This window comes from Paenibacillus phytorum (genome assembly GCF_013141715.1).
Classification (GTDB): domain Bacteria; phylum Bacillota; class Bacilli; order Paenibacillales; family NBRC-103111; genus Paenibacillus_E; species Paenibacillus_E phytorum.
Genome location: NZ_WHOA01000099.1, coordinates 174,701 through 194,695 on the forward strand (window position 1 = coordinate 174,701; position 19,995 = coordinate 194,695).

Below are 19,995 nucleotides of genomic sequence, written 5' to 3' on the forward strand. Positions count from 1 at the left end.
GGTTATAAAAATTAGCTCACTTAAGAGCTATTTTTAATTAAAATTAGATATGAGTTGTTGCAAGGAAACGTTAGACAATCTTTGTTCCATCGCGGTTTGAGCATCACGCATTTCTGCACGAAGGGCTGATTCAATATTTCTCCCTACCGTACAGTTGGGGTTAGGATGGTTATGGAAATTGAACAACTCCCCATTCTCGACCACTTCCACTGCCCGGTATACATCAAGTAATGTAATTTGGTCCGTATCCTTACACAGCGATGTTCCGCCAACTCCAGCACGTACGTCAACGAGTCCTGCCTTCTTCAGCATCCCAATAATTTTGCGAATGATGACTGGATTCGTATTCACGCTGCCAGCAATGAAATCACCTGTACATTCCATTGGAATGGTCGCAATTAACGACAGGATATGAACAGCTATCGAAAAGCGACTGCTAATTTGTTTCATTCATTATCACCCACTCGTTGTAACCAGTATAGTTCTAACTGACATCAAAGTCAAGTTTGTCATGTCGATTACATCGTCTTTTTCATTAAACGTTCTATAATTAGTTCTTTGATTTCCAATGGATTCTCAATTTGAAAAACAACTTTTCCAAACTTATGATTATTTAGTTCAAGTATGACGACATCCTTATGATCCTCATAGGAAATGAAACACCATCTATCTCCGATCAGAAAACGTCCTTCTCTAATGTCAGCTATTGAGGTACCCACTCTAATTTGAAACATGGATAACTTAAAGTCATCTATAGAGACATTCATTATATCCGGATACGGAATTTCAACACGTTGTTTCAAAGCAGCAGCACTTGTCAATCCCGTTAGATGAAGTATAAGAGCATCCTTCGTAAATTCGATTGTTCTAGCCAATTTAACTACCTCCGCTTTATATATTTTGGATTTTCTTGTGGAAACACCTATAGTACGACTGAGTGTGAGAAATCGTTCATCCATTTTTAAATAATTTATTAAAAAATAGAGCTGCCCCTAAGGTCATTGACCTTGAGAGACAGCCCTAAACTTAATCGTCATTGCATTTTTACTCATTAATCTTTGAATCCTTCATGAGATCTTTCTTCCAAAATTCGATAACAATATGGTCCGCTAATTCCATGGAAGCCCATGAATTCTTAAATTTAAAGTCGTATTCTTCCATTTTTTTCACTTCCATTTCTACTTCGAATTTTCTTACTCTTAGTTCCATCGATATGCAATTATTAAGAATTGTTGTTAGCTCAATCAATTGTTTATTGGAATTTTCAGTTGTTGTCAAATTATTCTCACCCTTCTAGTATTGTGGCTCAAGATTACGTTTGTTATGAAGAAAAAGAACCCCTTTCGGAGTTCTTTTGACGGTGAATTGATTGATGGTACTTATGCCTTGAACCTTACTTGGCTTGATCTATACCTCATCCATTATTGCAGTACAAGTACTACACTAAGTGTTTGCGGCACATCTCCTCGCTTCTATATGGATTCAAAAACAACTTCCCTGGTATTTATCTCGTTGAATGTACAACGGAACCACACCTCTCTTGTTTCACCGTCATAAGTATTATGGCTGATCTGATTCAAATTATACATGTTCATTTACATAAAGAGTTGCTTCATCCTATGTTGCAGCAGTAAGGTCCAATCTCCAATCGTTGCATCTCATGAAGCTCCCCGGAGGGTATTCGAAGCTGCACTCGGCGTTGAACTTGAAGTCGAGTTTCCGGCAAATGGCATTCGATGCGGGGTTATCGACCGACGGGAATGCGTGAATGTACCTGTTCTTCTGTTCCGCTCTGGCGCTGGCAACAGCCGCCGCGGTTGCTGCGCTTGCAATGCCTCTGCCTTGGAAAGTCGGCAGTACGCCCCAACCGATCTCGTACACAGTCTCTTCCTGCCAGACACGTTCCCAGTACCCGATGTTGCCGACCGCTTCTAGTTCTGAAAGCAGAACGATGCTGAACATATGGCCTTTCCCCTTGCCGCCAATCTCGACGTAGCGTTTGTGGCGCGCCAGGATCTGCTCCTCCGTCTCCGGACCACCCAAGTGTTCCAGCATCTCTGGTGCATTCATGCGATACAGAAGTGCAAGATCAGCCTCAGCCCATGGCTCGATCCTTACCAGCAGCTCGTTCGTTCGAGTTAGCATCTTTCACACTCCTACTAAGGAATTCATGTCATAATATGTACATTTTCATTGTACTTCTGAACCATGATCCTCATCAAGTTTTAAGCTTATTTCTTGCGATCACGAACGGGTTGAGACTTAAAACAACTACTCAATCACTCCTGAGCGAACCATAATTGCCTTGATGTCCACTTGAACCTTGGCTTTGGAATACATCTCCCTCCACTTCTCATCTGTCAGATTGGCGTGTCGCACCTTTGATTGGAGAACTTCACCAAAACCAATCGGATCTGACCGAACCGCTTGAGTTTTGGCAATAAGCTGATTCGCACGCCGGACCAATTGCTTGGCAATCTCGTTTTCGAGGGCATGAACGACCTTTGGATCTCCTAATTTCAACTCGTTCGAAATCTCTTGAATCCTGGCATTCATAGATATATGGACAGAAAATGACGGAATTGAGGGGTCTATTAGCTTAATTTTACTGGAACTTGCAATATTTTCTATCACGATATTAATTTTATCTGTCTGAATACCAGACTTCATTTGTCGAAAAGGTTCCGTATCCAAGGATAACTCCAAAGCGCCGGCTCTGTAACGATCTCGAATAAGTTTTAGAACAAAAGACTCGTCTACCCTAAGCCCTCCTACCATCTTATCATTCTGAAAAATTGCCGTATGATTCAATGCTATTTCGTCGCCATTACGCTCAATAATAGGGAGAACCGGGTCTTTTCCTACAGAATAAACGTCATGAATAAATTCATGAAGCGTACATGAGGAGATTTGTTCTCCTTGAATATTTTGACGGATCATTTTAAAGAGGTAGGTTCCGATATTGCTTATTTCCGGAAATCGATGCGTGATGATATTTTCCGTGCTCCCTTTACTGACGGTTACATACATCGTATCCGAAATGGCAGAGTCTCTTGAGAGTGTATCGGTAAGGGATAAGATCCCACTCCGGGCTAACTTTTCATTATACATGGCAATTCGGAGCTGTCCACTAACGACACGCTTAGATACTTCACGGTTTTGAGCATTCCGAATCCCTTTGCTTGTGTTACCTGTTGTAACGACAACCTGAACCTTTTCTTTCGCTTCCGGATCTATTTGATGGAGCAGTGCCGTTCCCTTGATGCGGTCATTTTCTAGAGGATCATAACCAACAATGACGATGAGTCCTAATTCTTCCAAAATCCTTTTTTGCACACAGCCTGTCCAGATAGGAATAAATAATACGATAACCGACAGAACTAGCAGGGATTTCTTCATTAGATCCCTCCTCTTTTCATTTGAAAATGTCTTTTGAGCAGAACAGCAGCATAAAGTACCCAGGGATAACCAAATACAAAGTAAAGAGCCACTTTCGAAAAGATGTCATTTAAAGTATTAATCTGTATGCGTGTTTTAAAAAAGATTGATACAACAACCAATATAAGGGCAAAGGTGTAAAGGGCATATTTTTGCTTCCAACCAAATATTCGTTTAATTCCTTTGGAAGCTGCCCACATGTACATCATTAAGTTAGGGAGGACTACCAACATCCATACACAGATAGCCACATATTCAAAGCGTTCTAGAAATGGAAACACAACAATTTTAAACAGGCTGAATGTAGCCCAAACGGTCTTCGATAATTGTCCTGGACTAAAGTAAACAAGCGTGACCACCATAACAGCTACATAGATGATCGTGGTGGTAAAAAGTCCCAAATGAGCGGCCAAGGGGGCATGTTCTTTGTTACGAATAAAAGGATACACAAACATCAGAATTTCGAACCCGACGATGGTCAATGACATTTTTAACATACCTTGAACTAACTCGGAAATGCTTGCTTCCATGATCGGTGTAAGATGTGTCCATTCTGCATATCGTAACGGAAAGTACAAAAATACAATCAACCATATTGTCAAAATTACCGACATAAGGGCGATCCCAACAACAATCCGAATACCGCCAAGAACGCCATAAATAATTAACATAGCCAAAAAAGCGCTCAGCAGCCATGTTGGCAGGTCCGGGAATATCCAAGTCTGGACCATTTCCACATAATTGCGGGATAACACCATGACGGCAGTTAGCATATACAGCATAACAATTGTGTTGATTATCCCCCCGAAATATCGACCATAAAGGTCTTTGTGAACTTCATATAAGTCCATATTCGGATTCAGCTTAAGAGTTCGCAGCATAACTCCAACCGTTAGATGAGACCATGCCCCAGCCATACAGACGGATATCCACGCATCATGCCCCGCCGATTGGTAAATGATACGCTGAAATCCAGACAAACCAGTTCCTACCTGATTGGCAAGAATAACAAAGAATAAGAGAAATGAACTAAACATCAATCTCTTTGGAGGACTACCAGTCTTCACTTAACTCCTCCTTGTCCATTATTCATCAATATCTCCGTGGCTAGTCACAGTCTCTTGTTCCACAAACCTGAAGGTGTCATCGCCATGGGTAAACATGGAGCGTTCGCGCAAAAAAGAGAAAGGTAGTCTCAAAATGCTGTCTTTCAAGTCCCCTTTTCGAAATGGATAGAGGGGATACAAATAAGGCTGACCCAGACTAGTTAAACGAAGTAGGTGAATCACCAAAAAACAGATACCAATCATGATCCCAATTCCTCCATAAAAACCTGCAAGTATAATGATTGGATACCTGATGATACGAATCGTAATACCCATTAGATAAATTGGTGTAATAAACGACGCCAACGTTCCTAGCGCTACGATAATGATGAGAATATTACTTGTAAATCCTGCCTGTACGGCTGCCTGTCCGATGACGATACCACCTACGATTCCGATAGTTTGACCAATCTTGGTCGGAAGTCTTGCGCCTGCTTCACGAAGCAGCTCGATCGTAATTTCTAGAAACAAAGCTTCCATTAAGGGGGGAAATGGTACTCGTGTTCGTGATTCAGCCAGCGGCACGACCATGGCGGAAGGAATGATTTCATAATGAAACGTTAATGCAGCTACATAGATGGGGGTGAATAATAAAGATAAAACCATGGCTCCAACCCGCAAAAGCCGGAAGAAGGTAGCCATATTCCACCGAACTTGATGGTCTTCCGCGGAAGAGAAGAAATCCATCATCGTCGATGGGCATACAATGGCAAACGGACTTCCGGAAACAAACAGCACAATTTTCCCCTCTGATAGGGAATACGATGTACGATCTATACGTTCGGTCATTACAAACTGTGGGAAGATCGTAAATTTATTATCCTCTATTAACTGTACTAGTTGTGCACTGGATACCACACCATCTATCTCAAGACTATTGATCCTATCACGCACTCGTTTAACGAGCTCATTATCTGTAAGATTTTTGATATAAAACATCGCCACTTGTGTCTTGATTTCCACTCCAACTTCCAAGTTCTCCTGACATAAGTTTGGACTCGGCAGGTACATCTGAAGCAAGGCAATATTGGACCTTAAAATTTCGTTGAATGCAATCTGTGGGCCAAATACTTGGCTTTCAATCTCAGCTTTCGAAAAACTACGATTAGGTGGCTTGTAAACATTCAACAGAAAATTGAAGCGGCTATCATCGCTGTGAAGATACACCCATCCGAGCAATAACATTTCCGCAACAGACTGAATAACTTTAACCTGAACAATTCCTGCAACGGGAAATCGTTCTGTTTCATTGATTGAAGGCACATCGACAAAAGTCAATAAAGGTTGAATAATATCCCTTTGAAGCAAATCCTGGTCAACTAGAGTTTCTATGTAATAGATGGCGGCCGTTTGCTGTCCAAGCACGACATATTTGGCAATTAAATTGGGATTTCCATTAAGTGCCTCTTCGAGCAGTTGTTCCAACTCGATAATATCCGCAGGTATGTCGTTTTTCATGTTCTGCATGTTAAACAATCCCTCGTTTCACAATGCCATATCGCATAGTATGTCAAAATGTCAGGAAAACAATCCCATATAGCTTTGAAAAACGCAAAAAACCATCGCGTTGGCTGCGAGGGTTCTTAAGGGCGCGAGGCCCGTTTACTTATTAACTTGTCCTCTTAACTGGATGCCCATCTAATCCATGGAAACAGTTAGCAGAATATGATTTCCTGATGGGTCGACAGCTGTATAATCATGAACATGATAGCCTAACAATTCTAGATTCTTTATCGCACTAACTCTAGTAATTTCATCGGCAAATACGATCGTATAATATTTCAAACCAACGCTGTTACGAGATGGCGCTTGTACGCCCTTACCGTTCCAGATGTTTAATCCAATATGATGGTGGTATCCTCCACTCGATATAAAAAGCGCTTGGTTGCTTATTTGGTAAACAACCTTAAACCCAAGTCCATTGAGATAAAATTCTGCTGCTTTCACGAGGTCTGATACATGTAGATGAATATGCCCCATAATGGTATCAGACGGCAAACCCGTGAACTTCTCTCCATTCGCTTCAGATAAAAGACTGCGTAAATCAACGTGTTCGGTTGCCATGCTGACTTGCTCCCCAATCCATTCCCAGCTTTCAGAAGGACGGTCTACATAAATTTCCACCCCATTCCCGTCTGGGTCCGCCAAGTACAGCGCCTCACTTACAAGATGATCGGATATGCCTTGTAACGGGTATTTGATATCTATGAAGTGCTGAATGACTTTTGCCAACTCTTTCCGGTCCGGTAAAAGTACCGCGTAATGATAAAGTCCTGAACGGCGCGGTTCTTTCGGTAAAACATCTGCTGGCTGCTCTAGGGTCACCAGAGCATCCTTTCCGTTTAAAGTCAGTGAAACTGAGGATTCTGTGCGATCCAAAATTTGAAATCCTAATACGCCTTGGTAGAACGATAAAGACCTTTCAAGCTGTTCAACGATTAAATGTACATGACTAACAAATGTATTTGGTTTTTGATGAAACTTCATATGAGTACCTCCCAATAAGTTTGTATCTTAGAACCATGATTACTTACTTGAATTCTTTATTATCAAGCATAATTAATTGGGAAGTTGATGTTTTCGCGGTCTGCTTCGTATGTTGAACGAGATTAATGATGTCTTGATACGCTTGTTTTGCTCCAGTAACCAATAAGGGCACACCGATGAAATCAATTTTTAACCATCGTGAAAGCATTCCACCACATGTCATCGCAAAAGGCACAGTTGGAGACGTGTTTGATAATATGATTTTTTCGTTGAGTACCTCTTCTTCAATTAACATATCTATGAGATTAAATACACCCGGAACTAGGATTTTAGACCTTCCTCTGCCCATTGTGTATACTTTATTGTCATCCTCATCCTTGCCATGAAAATATAACTTCCCTCTGTCTCTGTAAACTAGTTTATTGAAATTGTGTGTATTCAGTATCTCATTTTTTGTTGGCTCGTGGGAACCGTCTAGCTTTTTGAGATGATAAGCTGCAGCTAAAGCTGTTGTATGTGTTCCCCCGAAATCGTTATAAATATAGATCATAGTTCATACCCACCACCCAGAGAATATTGTATAAAACTTCTTTACTCATTATCTCCTATAATGAATAAAACAACCTCATTCTCGTGCATATTACAGTTTGTTGTATCCTTATAAATAACAGCAAGGGAGCATTATGAACGATGACAACAAACAGTGGACATCAAGGAGCGCATGGGATCGGTCAAGAGGTAGAACAATTGAACAATCAGGCGCAAGCGGCAGAGCTCATGCAAGGAAAAAATAAGGTTGATCAAGAAATCATTGCAGCAGCTAATGAGCACAGTTCAGAACTAGAAGAAATCATTGAACGTGAGACAACGTAATTTGTAACTAATTAGAGAAAAATAAAGAGAAGCCACGCACTGATGCGTGGTTTTTTGTTGTATCTCATCATATAGGAATATCCATTAGGTAGGATCAGGTGCAAAATCGGGGTCCGTATTTTTTGTTTCTTTGCCAAAAAACAATAAAACGAGTGCTCCGATGACAATCGCTATGAAGAATACCATAAAAATAGAGGTGATTGCTTTATTACTCGCCACCAGCAAACCTACAAGATATGGACCAATGATACCGCCGATACGTCCGATGGATGCGGCAAGCCCAACACCCGTAGAGCGTACTTCAGTCGGGTACAACTCAGGTGTGTAAGCATACATGGCTCCCCATGCACCAAGATTAAAAAAAGATAAGCTAACACCAGCTGCTATCAACATCCCCTCCGTAGCAGCACTACTGAACCACAATGCGCTTGCTGCAGTCAGCAGCAAATAAGTGACGAGCACAAACTTACGGCCGAATTTCTCAATGAAAAAAGCAGCGGTAAAATAACCTGGAAGCTGTGCCAACGTCATGATTAATACATATTGAAAGCTTTTTACGAGACCATAACCCTTAAGAACCATGACGGTTGGAAGCCATAGAAACATTCCGTAATAGGAAAATACCACCGTGAACCACAAGATCCAAAGTGTTACGGTAGATCTTCGATATTTAGATGACCATACGGAAGCTAAACGTTCGCTGAATGACAATTTTCGGCTGCGCAATTCAGTAAATCGTGGTGAATCTTGAATCGATCTTCTAAGGTATAAAGCATATAAGCCCGGCAGCGCACCGATAACAAAGGCCGCACGCCAGCCATATGTAGGAATGACGAAGTAAGCAATAAGCGCCGCGATGATCCACCCGCACGCCCAGAAGCTTTCTAACAGAACGACAGCTCGTCCCCTTTCATTAGTGGGAAACGACTCCGAAACAAGCGTTGACGCGACAGGAAGTTCTCCACCGAGTCCTATTCCAGTAACGAAACGCAGGACACATAGGATAACAAAGCTAGTGGCAATAGCAGAGAGTCCGCTTGCAGCCGAGAAAATAATTAGCGTTCCAAGTAATACCATTCTTCGTCCATAACGATCAGCAAGTGAGCCTGCTAATAAAGCCCCTACAGCCATCCCGATCGAATTAATAGCTGCCAACAGCCCAATTTGTTGTGCACCTAATTTCCACTCGACTGCTAATGCAGCAACAATAAACGAGATTATCCCTACATCCATAGCGTCGAACAACCAGCTAATACCTGTGCTGAAAAGTAACTTTCGTTTTGCCGGTTCACGTAACAAATTTGTTTTAATCACATCCAAAACGCATTCTCCTAATCATCGCATTAGCTTTCCTGATCCTATTTTGTGTAACATTACCGAAAAACACTCCCTCTGCAAACCAATATCAAACCTCAAGTTGATCAATCTACCCATCGGATTAAATGTGACCGATCTAAACATAATATGGGTATCAACTATAGGAGGCCTATAATGAAACACACAAAAAAATTACTAACCGTATTAAGCTGTGTACTTGTTTTATCCGGGTGCGGTAAAGGGAATGTTGCCCCTCAACAAATTGGAGTCTCCACGCAACAAGGCGGTATGGATAGGCGGTTATTGGATCCTAAAATTACTAATCAAGACGTATTACTTCAAAGGGGTGATGCGAACATCGAACTAGAAAAACGCGGTTATCGCGCGCAAGATGTCGCTTCTTCCACTAATAGCTCTATCAAAATTCTTGGAGGAACGCAAGGACTTGTTCAAGTTAGGCCCAATCCATCCATCCAGCCCAAAGAAGGTAATTATGCAGAGAATGTGATCTCACAAGCGGCTATGTACTACGGAACTCCATACGAATTCAGTTCGGATCGATCTGACCCATCCACATTTGACTGCTCCGACTTCACACGTTGGGCTTATCTTTCTTCTCTAGGGATGGATATTCCAAAAGATTCTCGAAGTCAAGCGACCTATGTTCAATCTTTTTCCAATCGGACTTACACAACTATCGATCAAGCCCATCGTGGTGATTTGCTCTTTTTCGTCAGTTATAAAGGGACAAATCCGGATAATTACATCGGGATGGATAAATCAATCGGAAACATTACACACGTGGGTATTTATTTGGGTAATGGTAAAATCATCCACACAGCCTCAGCTGCCACAGGTGGCGTACGTATAGATGAAGTTGCCAATAATCATCTAACCTATCGATTTGCCTTAGGTGGTTCAGTACTAGACACCAAATAATCCTTAACTCTCACATATCTGATTGGCCTGGTTTCCATCCAACTTCTTGAGACCAACTATGAGCTCACTGTAATATCTCCCAAACGACTGGCCCTTTGCCTTTGTACTCCGCAATTCTCCACTGATCTTCCATGTTCCATTCTCCTCTGGAAATATAAAAAAGAAAATATCAAGAGACGTGATCTTTTCTAAAGAACACGCCTCTTGATGCAATTAATCCTCTCTTATAGGTATTAATATTTCAACATTTTCTTCCTCTACATTTTCCTCAAAGTAAAAGATTTCGATCGGACACGATTGATCCAAAAACTTCTGTTGATATCCATTTTCTTTCATCCACTCAAATATTCTCGAGTACGCTTCACCTATTGTTTTAGTTGTACAATATATTTTGGCATAAGTGACGGTAGGGAGCTTAAAACCAATCATCCCTTCGGGTATTAAAGTTAAATCATCCACTTCAAGGCAAGCAAAATAGGTAGCAAATATCCCATTGCACATATATGGCGAAAATAATACTTCCTGATCCTTAGCATTTGTGATCTCATGTCTTCTCTCAGCAAATTGACTTTGTATTTGTAGTGCTGCATCTGGGAAACCTTTTGGAAAATTGGCTGTAAGACTCTGACCAACTAATTGATACTCTTTCCTAAGAGTCTCACAGTGATATTTAATCATCGTTTTGTTTTCCAGAGTAATCGTCCCTCTCCAATTGATTATTTATTTTGGATTAAACCGATCCCATTCCCTACTGGATCCACTAAATAGGCAAGATAAAAATCATCAAATTCCATTTTTCCTCTAACAACTTGTGCTCCCGACTCAACGGATTTCGTAAGTGCCTCATCTATGTTGTCAACTTCGATTTGAATTCTTATTCCGTGCGGATAAACACTAGGTCCTTTAGAAATACCGCCATTAATGCCAGATTTATCATCATTTCCTGTTGTCACTGGGTGATATCCCCAGTTAGGCTCTGCTATCTTCCAGCCAAAAACAGACGAATAAAAACTTGCAGCACGATCCGGATCTTGACTATTCATTTCAAATAATACAACACGACCCAAATGATTCAACCTCCACAATTGGTATTTATACCCATATCCATAATACCGAATATTTGTTCCCATGTAAATGAAATTATTTTTGAGATGAACAAATAAAAAAACCGATCCTTGATGACCAAGGAACGGCTTCTTTGAGGTATTAATTATAAGTAATCTTTAAACCTAATTCCAAAGCTCGGGCAAGCGCCCCTTCAGAAAATTTAGGTTTCTTATATTTCTCTTCAAACTCTTCTTTAGATAGCGGTGCCCAAATGAAATCTTTATTCTGATAGATCCACGTTTTGGTTCCCCAATCGACGTGAACCGTCCTGCTCGCAACCTTTTTTACGACGCCAATCTCGATAATAACACCCGTTTTACCGAATATTTTGGCACAATATTTGTTCAGCATTTCGCTCACAACAACACCCCATTTCTATACGCCTGATCTTAGTGAATGTATGATATTTGAAGCTATTTCAATAGACTGTTCGTCTGCTTGAAATTCATCACGAAAGGAATCACCCAATACCTTATTAATCGCCTTGCCGAGGGATAGCGCATCCAATTCATCTAGATGTTTAATGATATAAATGGTTATCGTTCGCGTTTCACCATCATATTCATCATCCGGACAATCCATCGCTAGAAGCTTTACGGGGTCCCATCTATCGATGTGGTGTTTCACGACCTCCATAATTGGCGTAGGGTCATAAGGTAGGGATTCTAAATATTTATTCTCTTTCATGATTTCCTTTTTAATACTCCAAAGCATAACATTCATTTTCGTCTGATCAGATACTGCTCTAAATTTCAATAGAAAAGCCTCCTTTACAGGACGCTTTCTCGATCTTCTGTCACAATCTTTTCAGACCGGTCAATTATTATCGCCCCATTGAAGTTTAGCATTTTCCCTGTACCTTGAGCAATACATTCCATCGGGTGCTCAGCGAGATGAACCGGAACGCCTATGTCCTGCTGAAGCCGCTTATCCAATCCTTCCAGCAATGCGCCGCCACCACATAACAGAATGCCCTGCTCCATCACATCACCAGCAAGTTCCGGCGGGCATTTCTCCATCGCGAGTCGAATGCATTCTAGAATCGATTTCACAAAATCATCCATAATCTCGTAAATTTCCTGTGATGAAATTGATATTGTTCTAGGCAAGCCCTGCATAAGGTCACGCCCTCTTATATCCATTTTCACTTCTTTCACAGGCATCACTACGGCAGCGACGTTCTTCTTGATTTCCTCCGCAGTCCGTTCTCCAATGGCCATATTATAAGTTTTCTTCACATATTCAATGATATCCTGATCGATCGACATGCCTCCACGGCGAACCGACTCACTTACAACAATTCCACCAAGAGAAATGATGGCTACTTGGCTTGTCCCTCCGCCGATATCAAGGACCATACTACCAATTGGCTCTGCAACTGGAAGCCCGGCGCCCATCGCCGCAGCCAGCGGCTCCTCGATAGTGATTGATCTCCTTGCTCCTTTATGTAAAATCATCTCTTCGACGGCGCGTTTTTGCACATTCGTAATTCCACAAGGCACTGAAATCAGCACTTGGAAGCTGCGAAACCATTGATAACCTCTTTTTATTTTGCCAATAAAATATTTCAGCATCGCTAAGGTCATATCGAAGTTGGCTATAACCCCATCTTTTAAGGGATAGATGACTTCCACATTAGCCGGAGTTCTCCCTATCATGTCATAGGCTTCCTTGCCAAAAGCTTTAATTTCCCCCGTATCCGTTTGAATGGCGACGACAGACGGCTCTGACAATACAATCCCTTTTTTTTGTTGATAAATAATTGTGTTACAGGTCCCCAGGTCTACTCCAAACAGTTCTTCCAATCTCTTTAACATGACTCGCTCCTTCTCGCTGTTCAATAGACAATGCCCATAGTAGCGTGTATATTAGTTGATTTTGACTTAACTGCATCTTCATACTTGTTCGCATAAAGCAGCCATTCTAGGGGGGTAACCCAAAAAGTGCCACCCACCATATAGGTGAGCGGCACTCCTAAGTAAGCTTTTTATTAGTTTGCAGCTGCTGGTTCTGCTACTGCTTTATAAGCTGAGGAAACGTAAGTTACGGCTTTTGCCTCCGTTATCACATCAGCATACATCGAGTCCGGTTTTGGATCTTGCAAGGTATACGAAATCACCGCTTGACCGTTTTGGTCAAATCGAACATTTTGAATGGCAATACTGTAACCTGAATTCGGTTTTTGACCTCTTGATAGGGTAACCTTGTTCACATCGTCAGTTACTTTCTCCACAGTTACGGATACATCTTCAATAGGTGCCGGTTTTTGGATATGTGTGTCTAAGAAGCGAATCGCATTATAGATCCAACCTGCGGCTTGGCCACGAGTAAGTTCGGCTTTGGGATTAAACATACCTTCCTTGTCAAGATCGGCAATTTTGTATAGCAGCAATCGCTGTAAAGCGCCTTGATATTCGGGAGTGATCTGAGCCTCATCTTTGATCGGTATAAACATTTTCACTAGCGGGAAATTGCCCTTCTTTTCTAAAGCTCGTACGAGCATTTCTCCAAATTGTTCACGAGTAATCGTAGCGTTCGGATTTACATCCTTCGGAATGTTCATACCGTTGTAGTGCGCTATGATAAAGGCATCCGCATACCAAGCATCATTAGGGATGTTGGTAAAGATGTCCGAAGCTAATGGCTGTTTAATAAAACGCAATGTATCCATGTTTAAATTCATGCCTTTTACAATCATTTGAACGGTTTGGGCATAACTAATCTTTCCTTTTGGAACGAAATGATCCTTATCAATACCGCTCACGATTCCACGATCTTGCAGAGCAGAGATTGCTGCAGCTTGTCCTTCCTCTACATCCGTAAAAGCGAAGGCACTGCTAAAAGTCAAACTGCTAACTAAAGCCGTTGTTAAAGTTAAAGCTGCTATCTTTTTCATAGTTAATTCTCTCCTTTTAGTTGTTTATCTTATTACACTATCCCAAACGTATCGTACGTGATAAATGTTTCAGTGATTTTAAAAAAAATAAAAACCGAAGGATTACCCCCGGCCTAATCATCTTTTAAATGAAGTTCAAACTTAATTGCTTATTATAATTTATTCTCCTTAATTTTTTGAACGACATACGTCAAAGAATCACTCTTAAGCAGAATTTCGCGCCCATTTCTCACTATATTAAATTGCAATGCATTTAAAGTAGTAAATATTACTTCCCAGTCTGGATACGCCGATGATAATAACTGTTTCGCTTCATTTGTTGTCAAATTAAGTTCCATAAATGGATCTAATTCCATTCCTGATTCTACATCTATTTCTTGTATGTTGGTGCTCATAATAACGCAATTAATCCCGTTCTCTTTCGTTCCTCGTGCCATTCTCTCTAAGACTTGTATAAATTTTGGGACTGACTCCACATGTTCTAATGCAGAAACCGCAATGATGTAATCAAATTGATTCTCTTCGATGAGATAGTCTCCAATGTCTGATAGCTTCGGTTCTATGTACGCACGAACTCCATTCTGTTCACTATAATCTACTAATTTATTAAGTGCAGATTCAATAATATCCACACAAATAATTTTTCCAGTCTGGCGCTCCTTCATTGATTCAGCAATTGGAATACTGTTTCTGCCCACTCCACAACCTAGATCTAATACAGTGAGATTATCTTTGGATTTAAAATGAGCTAGTGTATCCATCACTGTTTTTACTGGTTTTGAGAGCCATGATCCCTCTTCAAATAATTTGTAGTTATCATAACAAGCTTCATGATATTTTCGCTCTTCATTTCTAATGATTTTGATCCTATTATCCATTTTTGTTTTCCTCATTTTCTTTTCACATAAATAACATTCACTTTACATCCACATAACTCATAAATAATAACTCTTTGTTAAAATAAAAAGACGATACGTTCCTATCCAAAAACTTTAAGTTAGAAAGGAACTACACGATGCCCGATAAACACTCTTACGAAGCTGCTATTAAGAACGATTCTACTTTACGTTACTGGGAAATAATGAAATCAACTGCCCGCTATGTACTTTCTCGCACGATTATAAGACGATGGCGCACCGACCGAATTGTGCTTCCCGGTTCATCGCATATTCTGTATGTCGATCCAACCGAAAATCGTGGAAGAATTTTGTATATGACAGGTGGTATGACGCAGCCAAGGCTGAATCTATTTTGGAAAACGGCGGTTGCCTCATTCCGACCAACTTTGATCGTAGACGTAGGAGTAAATTATGGCGAATGCCTATTTTCCGTGACCTATCCCAAAAATAGTAAAGTAATTGGAATTGAAGCCAATCCTAATTTGCAGCCGTATATTGAGCGTTCCAAGAAAGTACATCCTAACCGCAAAAGAATTAACACCATTTATGCTATGGCTTCTAACGAAGATAGCGATAAGCAATCTTTCTTCATTAACAAATACTGGTCTGGCCTTTCAACCGCAGCTCTTGGCAAGGGGGGCGTTTCGAAGCATTACCAACAACACGATATTCCCAGCATTACACTTGACTCTATACTTAGCCGGTATCCGTTGAATAAAGAAAAGATCTTATTTAAAATCGATGTGGAAGGTCATGAAGAAAAGGTTATTCAAGGGATGCTGCAATCCATAATAAATTGTCCCAATATACTTGGATTTATTGAATTTGACAGTAAATATTTAGCCAAAAGTGATACGGATGCCCATGCATTTTTATCTTTTTTACAAGAACATTTCGACCTTTATGTTTACTTGAATAATCAGGATCTGTACCACTTCGAGCAAATATCTCTGGAAAAACTGCAACTGTTATTCAAAAAGAAACATATTCACACGGATATCATCCTGGCCTCACCAGGCGTAACGATTCCAGAGATTTATTCGCAGATTATACAATTGGATTAGTATAGTTTACATATCCAGCAAAGCATTCTTTAGAGCGAGCCTAGGGTATCCTTCCGCTAGCTTTAAAATAACAGAATCATTCAGCTTTACATTAAGACCAACAATATTCAGCTCGTCAGTAGGAAGATATTTTTCAATCCAATGTTGTGTCATGAAAATTTGCTCATTTAAAGATCCCACGATGCTTCTATTGTGAGTTTTCGTGTAAATAAACTTGTCCATGTTTGATAAAAACAAATTAACCTCTTGATCTGTGAATTGATCTGCTCTTAAGACAATCTCTAAATTTTTCAAAAACAAATGTTGAAAGTCTTTAACATGTTCTTTCCTGACCCCATAAAGAACTACTTGGTATCTTGTTAAATCGTTCATTATCATTACACAGTTCTTTCTGCCCACCTTAAACAAATGAGCATGCCAACTATTCAGTGGTCTATATCCCACTTCCGGAATTGGTGAAACTGGAAAATTGCTTAAATCAAATAACTTCTTTGTACATGCAATAACTGCCATTGATGTTCACTACTTTCTTATTGTAATTGTTCAAGATTGTTATCAGCTTACCTTATAGTTTCTTTCTCATTACATACCAGCTATCTGTCCGATCATATTCCTCTTCCGCGATATTCCTGTATAACTGAAACTCGCCCAATATAAATATAATCTTCAATAAATCTATATCTAGCCGAGCCTACAGCCCTAATTCCATGCCATGCTAATACGGCTCCCCCACCTTCTTTAAAGGTATTTATTACATGTTGAGTCGTTTCAGCAAGTGCTCCTGAAGGTGGATTCAGCTACCCACTATATTCCATAAATGATTCTTGCATTGTACGAAATACAATGTCTACTTCTTCTATTTTTGCCTCTCTAATTTCTATTGACAATGTAACACACTCCACTTATTATTTGTGATCTCAATCTTCAAGTTTCTCATATATCCATTTGTTCAAAATTTCTTTACCAGTTACAATTTCAAACGTTTTTATAAAAAACCATGTAAACCCAGAATAGAAACCTATAAGTGGGTAGCGAAACGATGCCGGTTTATTCCCCTCAAAATAGAAATGTCCTACCCATGATAAAAGGTAATGTAATAAGGCTAGGATTAGCGTTACTTTCAGGTCAAAAAACAAAAATAGCCAAGCCATAAAAGCCGACATAAAAGCAAAATAGTGCAGTATTCGATTGGTCTTATTCTGATGCTCTTTCAGATAATAATCTAAGTCGCGTTGAACTCGAACTATGAACTTCTTTTGTCTCATATCAGTTTTTCCTCATTTATCATTGTCCATATCTTTATTTTTCTCATTTTCTTTTTTCAAATATGTCTCAAGCTCGCCTTCAATTTCTGCATTAATCTTTTCAAGTTCCTTTTGTTCGGATTCACTACGCACTTCAAGTTCAAGTTCCTCTTCAATTTCCTCATTCGTCATATGAAAATCGTTACGATCCACGATGCCTAATCGTTCTTTAATTCTCTGAATATCTTCATACATTTTTTTGTTTCTTTGATGTGTACTTAAAACAAGCCCAAAAATAACAGCAAGTATAACAATTCCCCCAAATGGCCCTAGATAAATAGAAATCAGTATTGCAAATATAATGGCTGTAATAATTCCAATAATCGTCATTGGTTATTCCTTTCAGTGCTTGATCCATTTTTTATCATAAACTTCCTTTGGTTTAATTCAATAAATCCCAAAATATCCCTGCACAAACTCCCTCCTTTCTCAAAAATTCTTATAGACGAATCAAAATGGACAGCCCCATGTGAAGTGACTGTCCATTGGTATCCTTTTTTTCAACCATGATACGAATAAAACCCCTGACCAGATTTACGCCCCAAACGACCTGCTTTTACGTACTTCCTAAGAAGTGGACACGGACGATATTTCGAATCCTTAAAGCCTTCATAAAGAATTTCCATGATGGATAAGCATGTATCCAACCCGATGAAATCCGCCAACTCTAGCGGTCCCATGGGGTGCTTCATGCCTAGCTTCATCACGGTATCGACCGATTCAACAGAGGCAACACCTTCATAAACGGTAAAAATAGCTTCGTTAATCATCGGCATTAAGATACGGTTCGACACAAACCCAGGGAAGTCTTTCACTTCTACAGGTGTCTTCCCCATTCTTTCACTCAATTTATATACAGCTTCGAACACTTCCTGCGAGGTTTCTAAACCACGGATGACTTCAACTAGAGGCATTACCGGTACTGGGTTCATGAAATGCATGCCAATCACCTGGGCTGGACGCCCCGTGACCGCGGCGATTTCTGTAATGGGAAGTGATGATGTATTCGATGCCAAGATTGTCATTGGCGGGCAAATGGTATCCAGCCTTTGGAATAGTGAAGTTTTCAACACCATATTCTCGGAAATGGCTTCTATCACAAGATCTACCTGTTCCGCTTGTTCCAATTGCTCCAAAGGTTGTATTCGACTTAGAATTTCAGTCTTACTTACTTCTGTAAGACCTCCTTTCTCAACACCTCTAGATAGTTGTTTGTTTATCGAAGCTAATCCTTTGTCAATAAACGCCATGGAAATATCATGCAATAGCACCTTCATACCCGAAGCTGCAGCAACCTGAACGATGCCGCTCCCCATTTGTCCCGCACCTACAACCATGATAGTCTGTATATTCATCTATTCACCCCCGCTACAAACTTATGGATCTACATGCAAAAGAATGGCGTCTCCTTGAGCTGCTCCACTGCATATCGCAGCTATTCCGTATCCTCCTCCAATTCTCCGTAGTTCATGGATCAAAGTCAATATGATTCGCGCCCCGCTGGCGCCAATGGGATGACCAAGTGCAATCGCTCCCCCATTTACATTGACTCGCTCCGGATTCCAACCAAGCAATCTTCCACTGATCAGCATAACAGCCGCAAAGGCCTCATTCACTTCGAACCTGTCGATTTGCTCCAACGACAAACCTGTTTGACGCAATAGCTTCAGAATCGCCAGAGCTGGTGTGGTCGCGATATATGGCGCACTTTCACCTACAGCAGCGTGACCAATAATCCTCGCCAGAGGCTTTATCCCCTGAGAAACAGCCTTTTCTTTGGACATGACCACCACCGCTGCAGCGCCGTCGTTTACGCCGGGGGCGTTCCCAGCTGTTATGGTGCCATCCTTTGTGAACAAAGAAGGTAATGCGGCAAGCTTTTCAAGACTTGTATCTGCTCTAGGGACTTCATCTTGACTAATCTCAATCGTTCCACCCTTACTCTCGATAGTTATTGGGACGATTTCCTCCGCAAAATATCCCTTTTTCATCGCTTCTACTGCTCGAATATGACTGCGTAGAGCCCAGTTATCCTGATCTTTGCGGCTAATTCCGAACTCTGCGGCAACCGTGCTGCCATGAACGATCATATGCACGTTGTGAAATGAACACCATAGACCGTCATGAATCATGAGATCCACGAGGCTTTGATCTCCCATTCTTGCTCCCCATCGGGCGCTTGGCAGAGCAAACGGTGCGTTGCTCATGCTTTCCATCCCGCCGGCTACGATAATATCTGCATCCCCTGAACGTATGATTTGATCAGCCATTGTCACACTTCTCAACCCGGAAGCGCACACTTTGTTAATGGTCTCCGTCGTCACGCTCCAGTCCAAACCGGCCCATCGGGCAGCCTGACGAGAAGGCATTTGTCCCGTCCCTCCCTGCAGCACCATCCCCATAAGCACTTCGTCAATGGTTGCCGGATCAATCGAAGATCGGAGGATCGCCTCTTTCATCGCTGTTCCTCCAAGAACGACAGCGGGAACTTCTTTCAAGGCACCGCCCAACTTCCCGAACGGCGTTCGGGCACCGCCCACAATGACACTTTCCCTCATGGATTCG

26 protein-coding genes are annotated in these 19,995 nt (G+C 41.0%); 3 read left to right on the top strand and 23 right to left on the bottom strand.

The window, feature by feature from the left end:
- Positions 1-33: 33 nt before the first annotated feature.
- The 9 genes from GC098_RS15890 to GC098_RS15930 form a co-directional block, all read right to left on the bottom strand.
- A complete protein-coding gene (locus GC098_RS15890) occupies positions 34-450 on the bottom strand; it encodes an Rrf2 family transcriptional regulator (RefSeq protein ID WP_171644102.1) in 417 nt (138 codons plus the stop codon).
- Between the two features lie 68 nt (positions 451-518).
- A complete protein-coding gene (locus GC098_RS15895; protein WP_171644103.1) occupies positions 519-875 on the bottom strand; it encodes a hypothetical protein in 357 nt (118 codons plus the stop codon).
- A gap of 169 nt (positions 876-1,044) precedes the next feature.
- Positions 1,045-1,278 carry a hypothetical protein gene (locus GC098_RS15900; protein ID WP_171644104.1) on the bottom strand — a complete coding sequence of 78 codons (234 nt, stop codon included), beginning with the start codon at positions 1,276-1,278 and terminating at the stop codon, positions 1,045-1,047.
- A gap of 339 nt (positions 1,279-1,617) precedes the next feature.
- On the bottom strand, positions 1,618-2,145 hold the full coding sequence (locus tag GC098_RS15905; protein WP_171644105.1) for a GNAT family N-acetyltransferase: 528 nt from the start codon (positions 2,143-2,145) through the stop codon (positions 1,618-1,620).
- A gap of 126 nt (positions 2,146-2,271) precedes the next feature.
- A complete protein-coding gene (locus GC098_RS15910) occupies positions 2,272-3,399 on the bottom strand; it encodes a Ger(x)C family spore germination protein (protein ID WP_171644106.1) in 1,128 nt (375 codons plus the stop codon).
- Entirely contained in the window at positions 3,399-4,505 is a 1,107-nt protein-coding gene (locus GC098_RS15915; protein ID WP_171644107.1) for a GerAB/ArcD/ProY family transporter, read from the bottom strand. The genes GC098_RS15910 and GC098_RS15915 overlap by 1 nt, the downstream gene beginning before the upstream one ends.
- An 18-nt stretch (positions 4,506-4,523) precedes the next feature.
- The gene (locus GC098_RS15920) at positions 4,524-6,002 is read right to left on the bottom strand and encodes a spore germination protein (RefSeq protein ID WP_216625292.1); all 1,479 of its coding nucleotides are present in this window, start codon (positions 6,000-6,002) and stop codon (positions 4,524-4,526) included.
- Between the two features lie 180 nt (positions 6,003-6,182).
- Positions 6,183-7,031, bottom strand: coding sequence for a VOC family protein (locus GC098_RS15925; RefSeq protein WP_171644109.1), 849 nt, complete (start codon positions 7,029-7,031; stop codon positions 6,183-6,185).
- A gap of 43 nt (positions 7,032-7,074) precedes the next feature.
- On the bottom strand, positions 7,075-7,581 hold the full coding sequence (locus tag GC098_RS15930) for a DUF3189 family protein (protein WP_171644110.1): 507 nt from the start codon (positions 7,579-7,581) through the stop codon (positions 7,075-7,077).
- Positions 7,582-7,721: 140 nt separating this feature from the next.
- Here GC098_RS15930 and GC098_RS15935 point away from each other — a divergent pair, with 140 nt between their 5' ends.
- Positions 7,722-7,904 carry a hypothetical protein gene (locus tag GC098_RS15935; protein ID WP_047673155.1) on the top strand — a complete coding sequence of 61 codons (183 nt, stop codon included), beginning with the start codon at positions 7,722-7,724 and terminating at the stop codon, positions 7,902-7,904.
- A gap of 84 nt (positions 7,905-7,988) precedes the next feature.
- On the opposite strand, the gene GC098_RS15940 is transcribed toward GC098_RS15935, so the two are convergent.
- Entirely contained in the window at positions 7,989-9,218 is a 1,230-nt protein-coding gene (locus GC098_RS15940; protein ID WP_312880158.1) for a niacin permease NiaP, read from the bottom strand.
- Between the two features lie 177 nt (positions 9,219-9,395).
- On the opposite strand from GC098_RS15940, the gene GC098_RS15945 reads away from it, so the two are divergent.
- Complete coding sequence (locus GC098_RS15945; RefSeq protein ID WP_171644111.1) at positions 9,396-10,160, top strand: C40 family peptidase; 765 nt, start codon at positions 9,396-9,398, stop codon at positions 10,158-10,160.
- Between the two features lie 213 nt (positions 10,161-10,373).
- Here the strand turns inward: GC098_RS15945 and GC098_RS15950 are convergent, their stop codons facing one another.
- From GC098_RS15950 to GC098_RS15980, 7 genes are all read right to left on the bottom strand, one after another.
- Entirely contained in the window at positions 10,374-10,880 is a 507-nt protein-coding gene (locus GC098_RS15950; RefSeq protein ID WP_312880159.1) for a GyrI-like domain-containing protein, read from the bottom strand.
- The gene (locus GC098_RS15955; RefSeq protein ID WP_171644113.1) at positions 10,877-11,227 is read right to left on the bottom strand and encodes a VOC family protein; all 351 of its coding nucleotides are present in this window, start codon (positions 11,225-11,227) and stop codon (positions 10,877-10,879) included. Before GC098_RS15955 ends, GC098_RS15950 begins: the two co-directional genes overlap by 4 nt.
- 139 nt (positions 11,228-11,366) lie before the next feature.
- Positions 11,367-11,627, bottom strand: a complete 261-nt coding sequence (locus GC098_RS15960; protein WP_171644114.1) for a hypothetical protein — start codon at positions 11,625-11,627, stop codon at positions 11,367-11,369.
- Between the two features lie 15 nt (positions 11,628-11,642).
- The gene (locus tag GC098_RS15965; RefSeq protein ID WP_171644115.1) at positions 11,643-12,023 is read right to left on the bottom strand and encodes a hypothetical protein; all 381 of its coding nucleotides are present in this window, start codon (positions 12,021-12,023) and stop codon (positions 11,643-11,645) included.
- A gap of 14 nt (positions 12,024-12,037) precedes the next feature.
- A complete protein-coding gene (locus tag GC098_RS15970) occupies positions 12,038-13,084 on the bottom strand; it encodes a rod shape-determining protein (protein WP_171644116.1) in 1,047 nt (348 codons plus the stop codon).
- 173 nt (positions 13,085-13,257) lie between these two features.
- Positions 13,258-14,163: an S-layer homology domain-containing protein gene (locus tag GC098_RS15975; RefSeq protein ID WP_171644117.1), complete on the bottom strand. Its 906-nt coding sequence runs from the start codon at positions 14,161-14,163 to the stop codon at positions 13,258-13,260.
- A gap of 152 nt (positions 14,164-14,315) precedes the next feature.
- Positions 14,316-15,041 carry a class I SAM-dependent methyltransferase gene (locus tag GC098_RS15980; protein WP_171644118.1) on the bottom strand — a complete coding sequence of 242 codons (726 nt, stop codon included), beginning with the start codon at positions 15,039-15,041 and terminating at the stop codon, positions 14,316-14,318.
- Positions 15,042-15,178: 137 nt separating this feature from the next.
- On the opposite strand from GC098_RS15980, the gene GC098_RS15985 reads away from it, so the two are divergent.
- Positions 15,179-16,126, top strand: a complete 948-nt coding sequence (locus GC098_RS15985) for an FkbM family methyltransferase (RefSeq protein WP_171644119.1) — start codon at positions 15,179-15,181, stop codon at positions 16,124-16,126.
- 6 nt (positions 16,127-16,132) lie between these two features.
- Here the strand turns inward: GC098_RS15985 and GC098_RS15990 are convergent, their stop codons facing one another.
- The 6 genes from GC098_RS15990 to mmgA all read right to left on the bottom strand — a co-directional run bounded on the left by GC098_RS15990 (position 16,133) and on the right by mmgA (position 19,988).
- On the bottom strand, positions 16,133-16,639 hold the full coding sequence (locus GC098_RS15990) for a DUF6933 domain-containing protein (RefSeq protein WP_171644120.1): 507 nt from the start codon (positions 16,637-16,639) through the stop codon (positions 16,133-16,135).
- Between the two features lie 92 nt (positions 16,640-16,731).
- Positions 16,732-16,923, bottom strand: coding sequence for a GNAT family N-acetyltransferase (locus GC098_RS41610; protein ID WP_376773887.1), 192 nt, complete (start codon positions 16,921-16,923; stop codon positions 16,732-16,734).
- Between the two features lie 120 nt (positions 16,924-17,043).
- The gene (locus GC098_RS15995) at positions 17,044-17,391 is read right to left on the bottom strand and encodes a DUF962 domain-containing protein (RefSeq protein ID WP_171644121.1); all 348 of its coding nucleotides are present in this window, start codon (positions 17,389-17,391) and stop codon (positions 17,044-17,046) included.
- A 12-nt stretch (positions 17,392-17,403) separates the two neighbouring features.
- Positions 17,404-17,760 (bottom strand): hypothetical protein, encoded by a 357-nt coding sequence (locus GC098_RS16000; RefSeq protein ID WP_171644122.1) that lies wholly within the window; start codon positions 17,758-17,760, stop codon positions 17,404-17,406.
- 170 nt (positions 17,761-17,930) lie between these two features.
- Complete coding sequence (locus GC098_RS16005; protein WP_171644123.1) at positions 17,931-18,785, bottom strand: 3-hydroxybutyryl-CoA dehydrogenase; 855 nt, start codon at positions 18,783-18,785, stop codon at positions 17,931-17,933.
- 21 nt (positions 18,786-18,806) lie between these two features.
- Positions 18,807-19,988, bottom strand: coding sequence for an acetyl-CoA C-acetyltransferase (mmgA, locus tag GC098_RS16010; RefSeq protein WP_171644144.1), 1,182 nt, complete (start codon positions 19,986-19,988; stop codon positions 18,807-18,809).
- Positions 19,989-19,995: the final 7 nt, after the last annotated feature.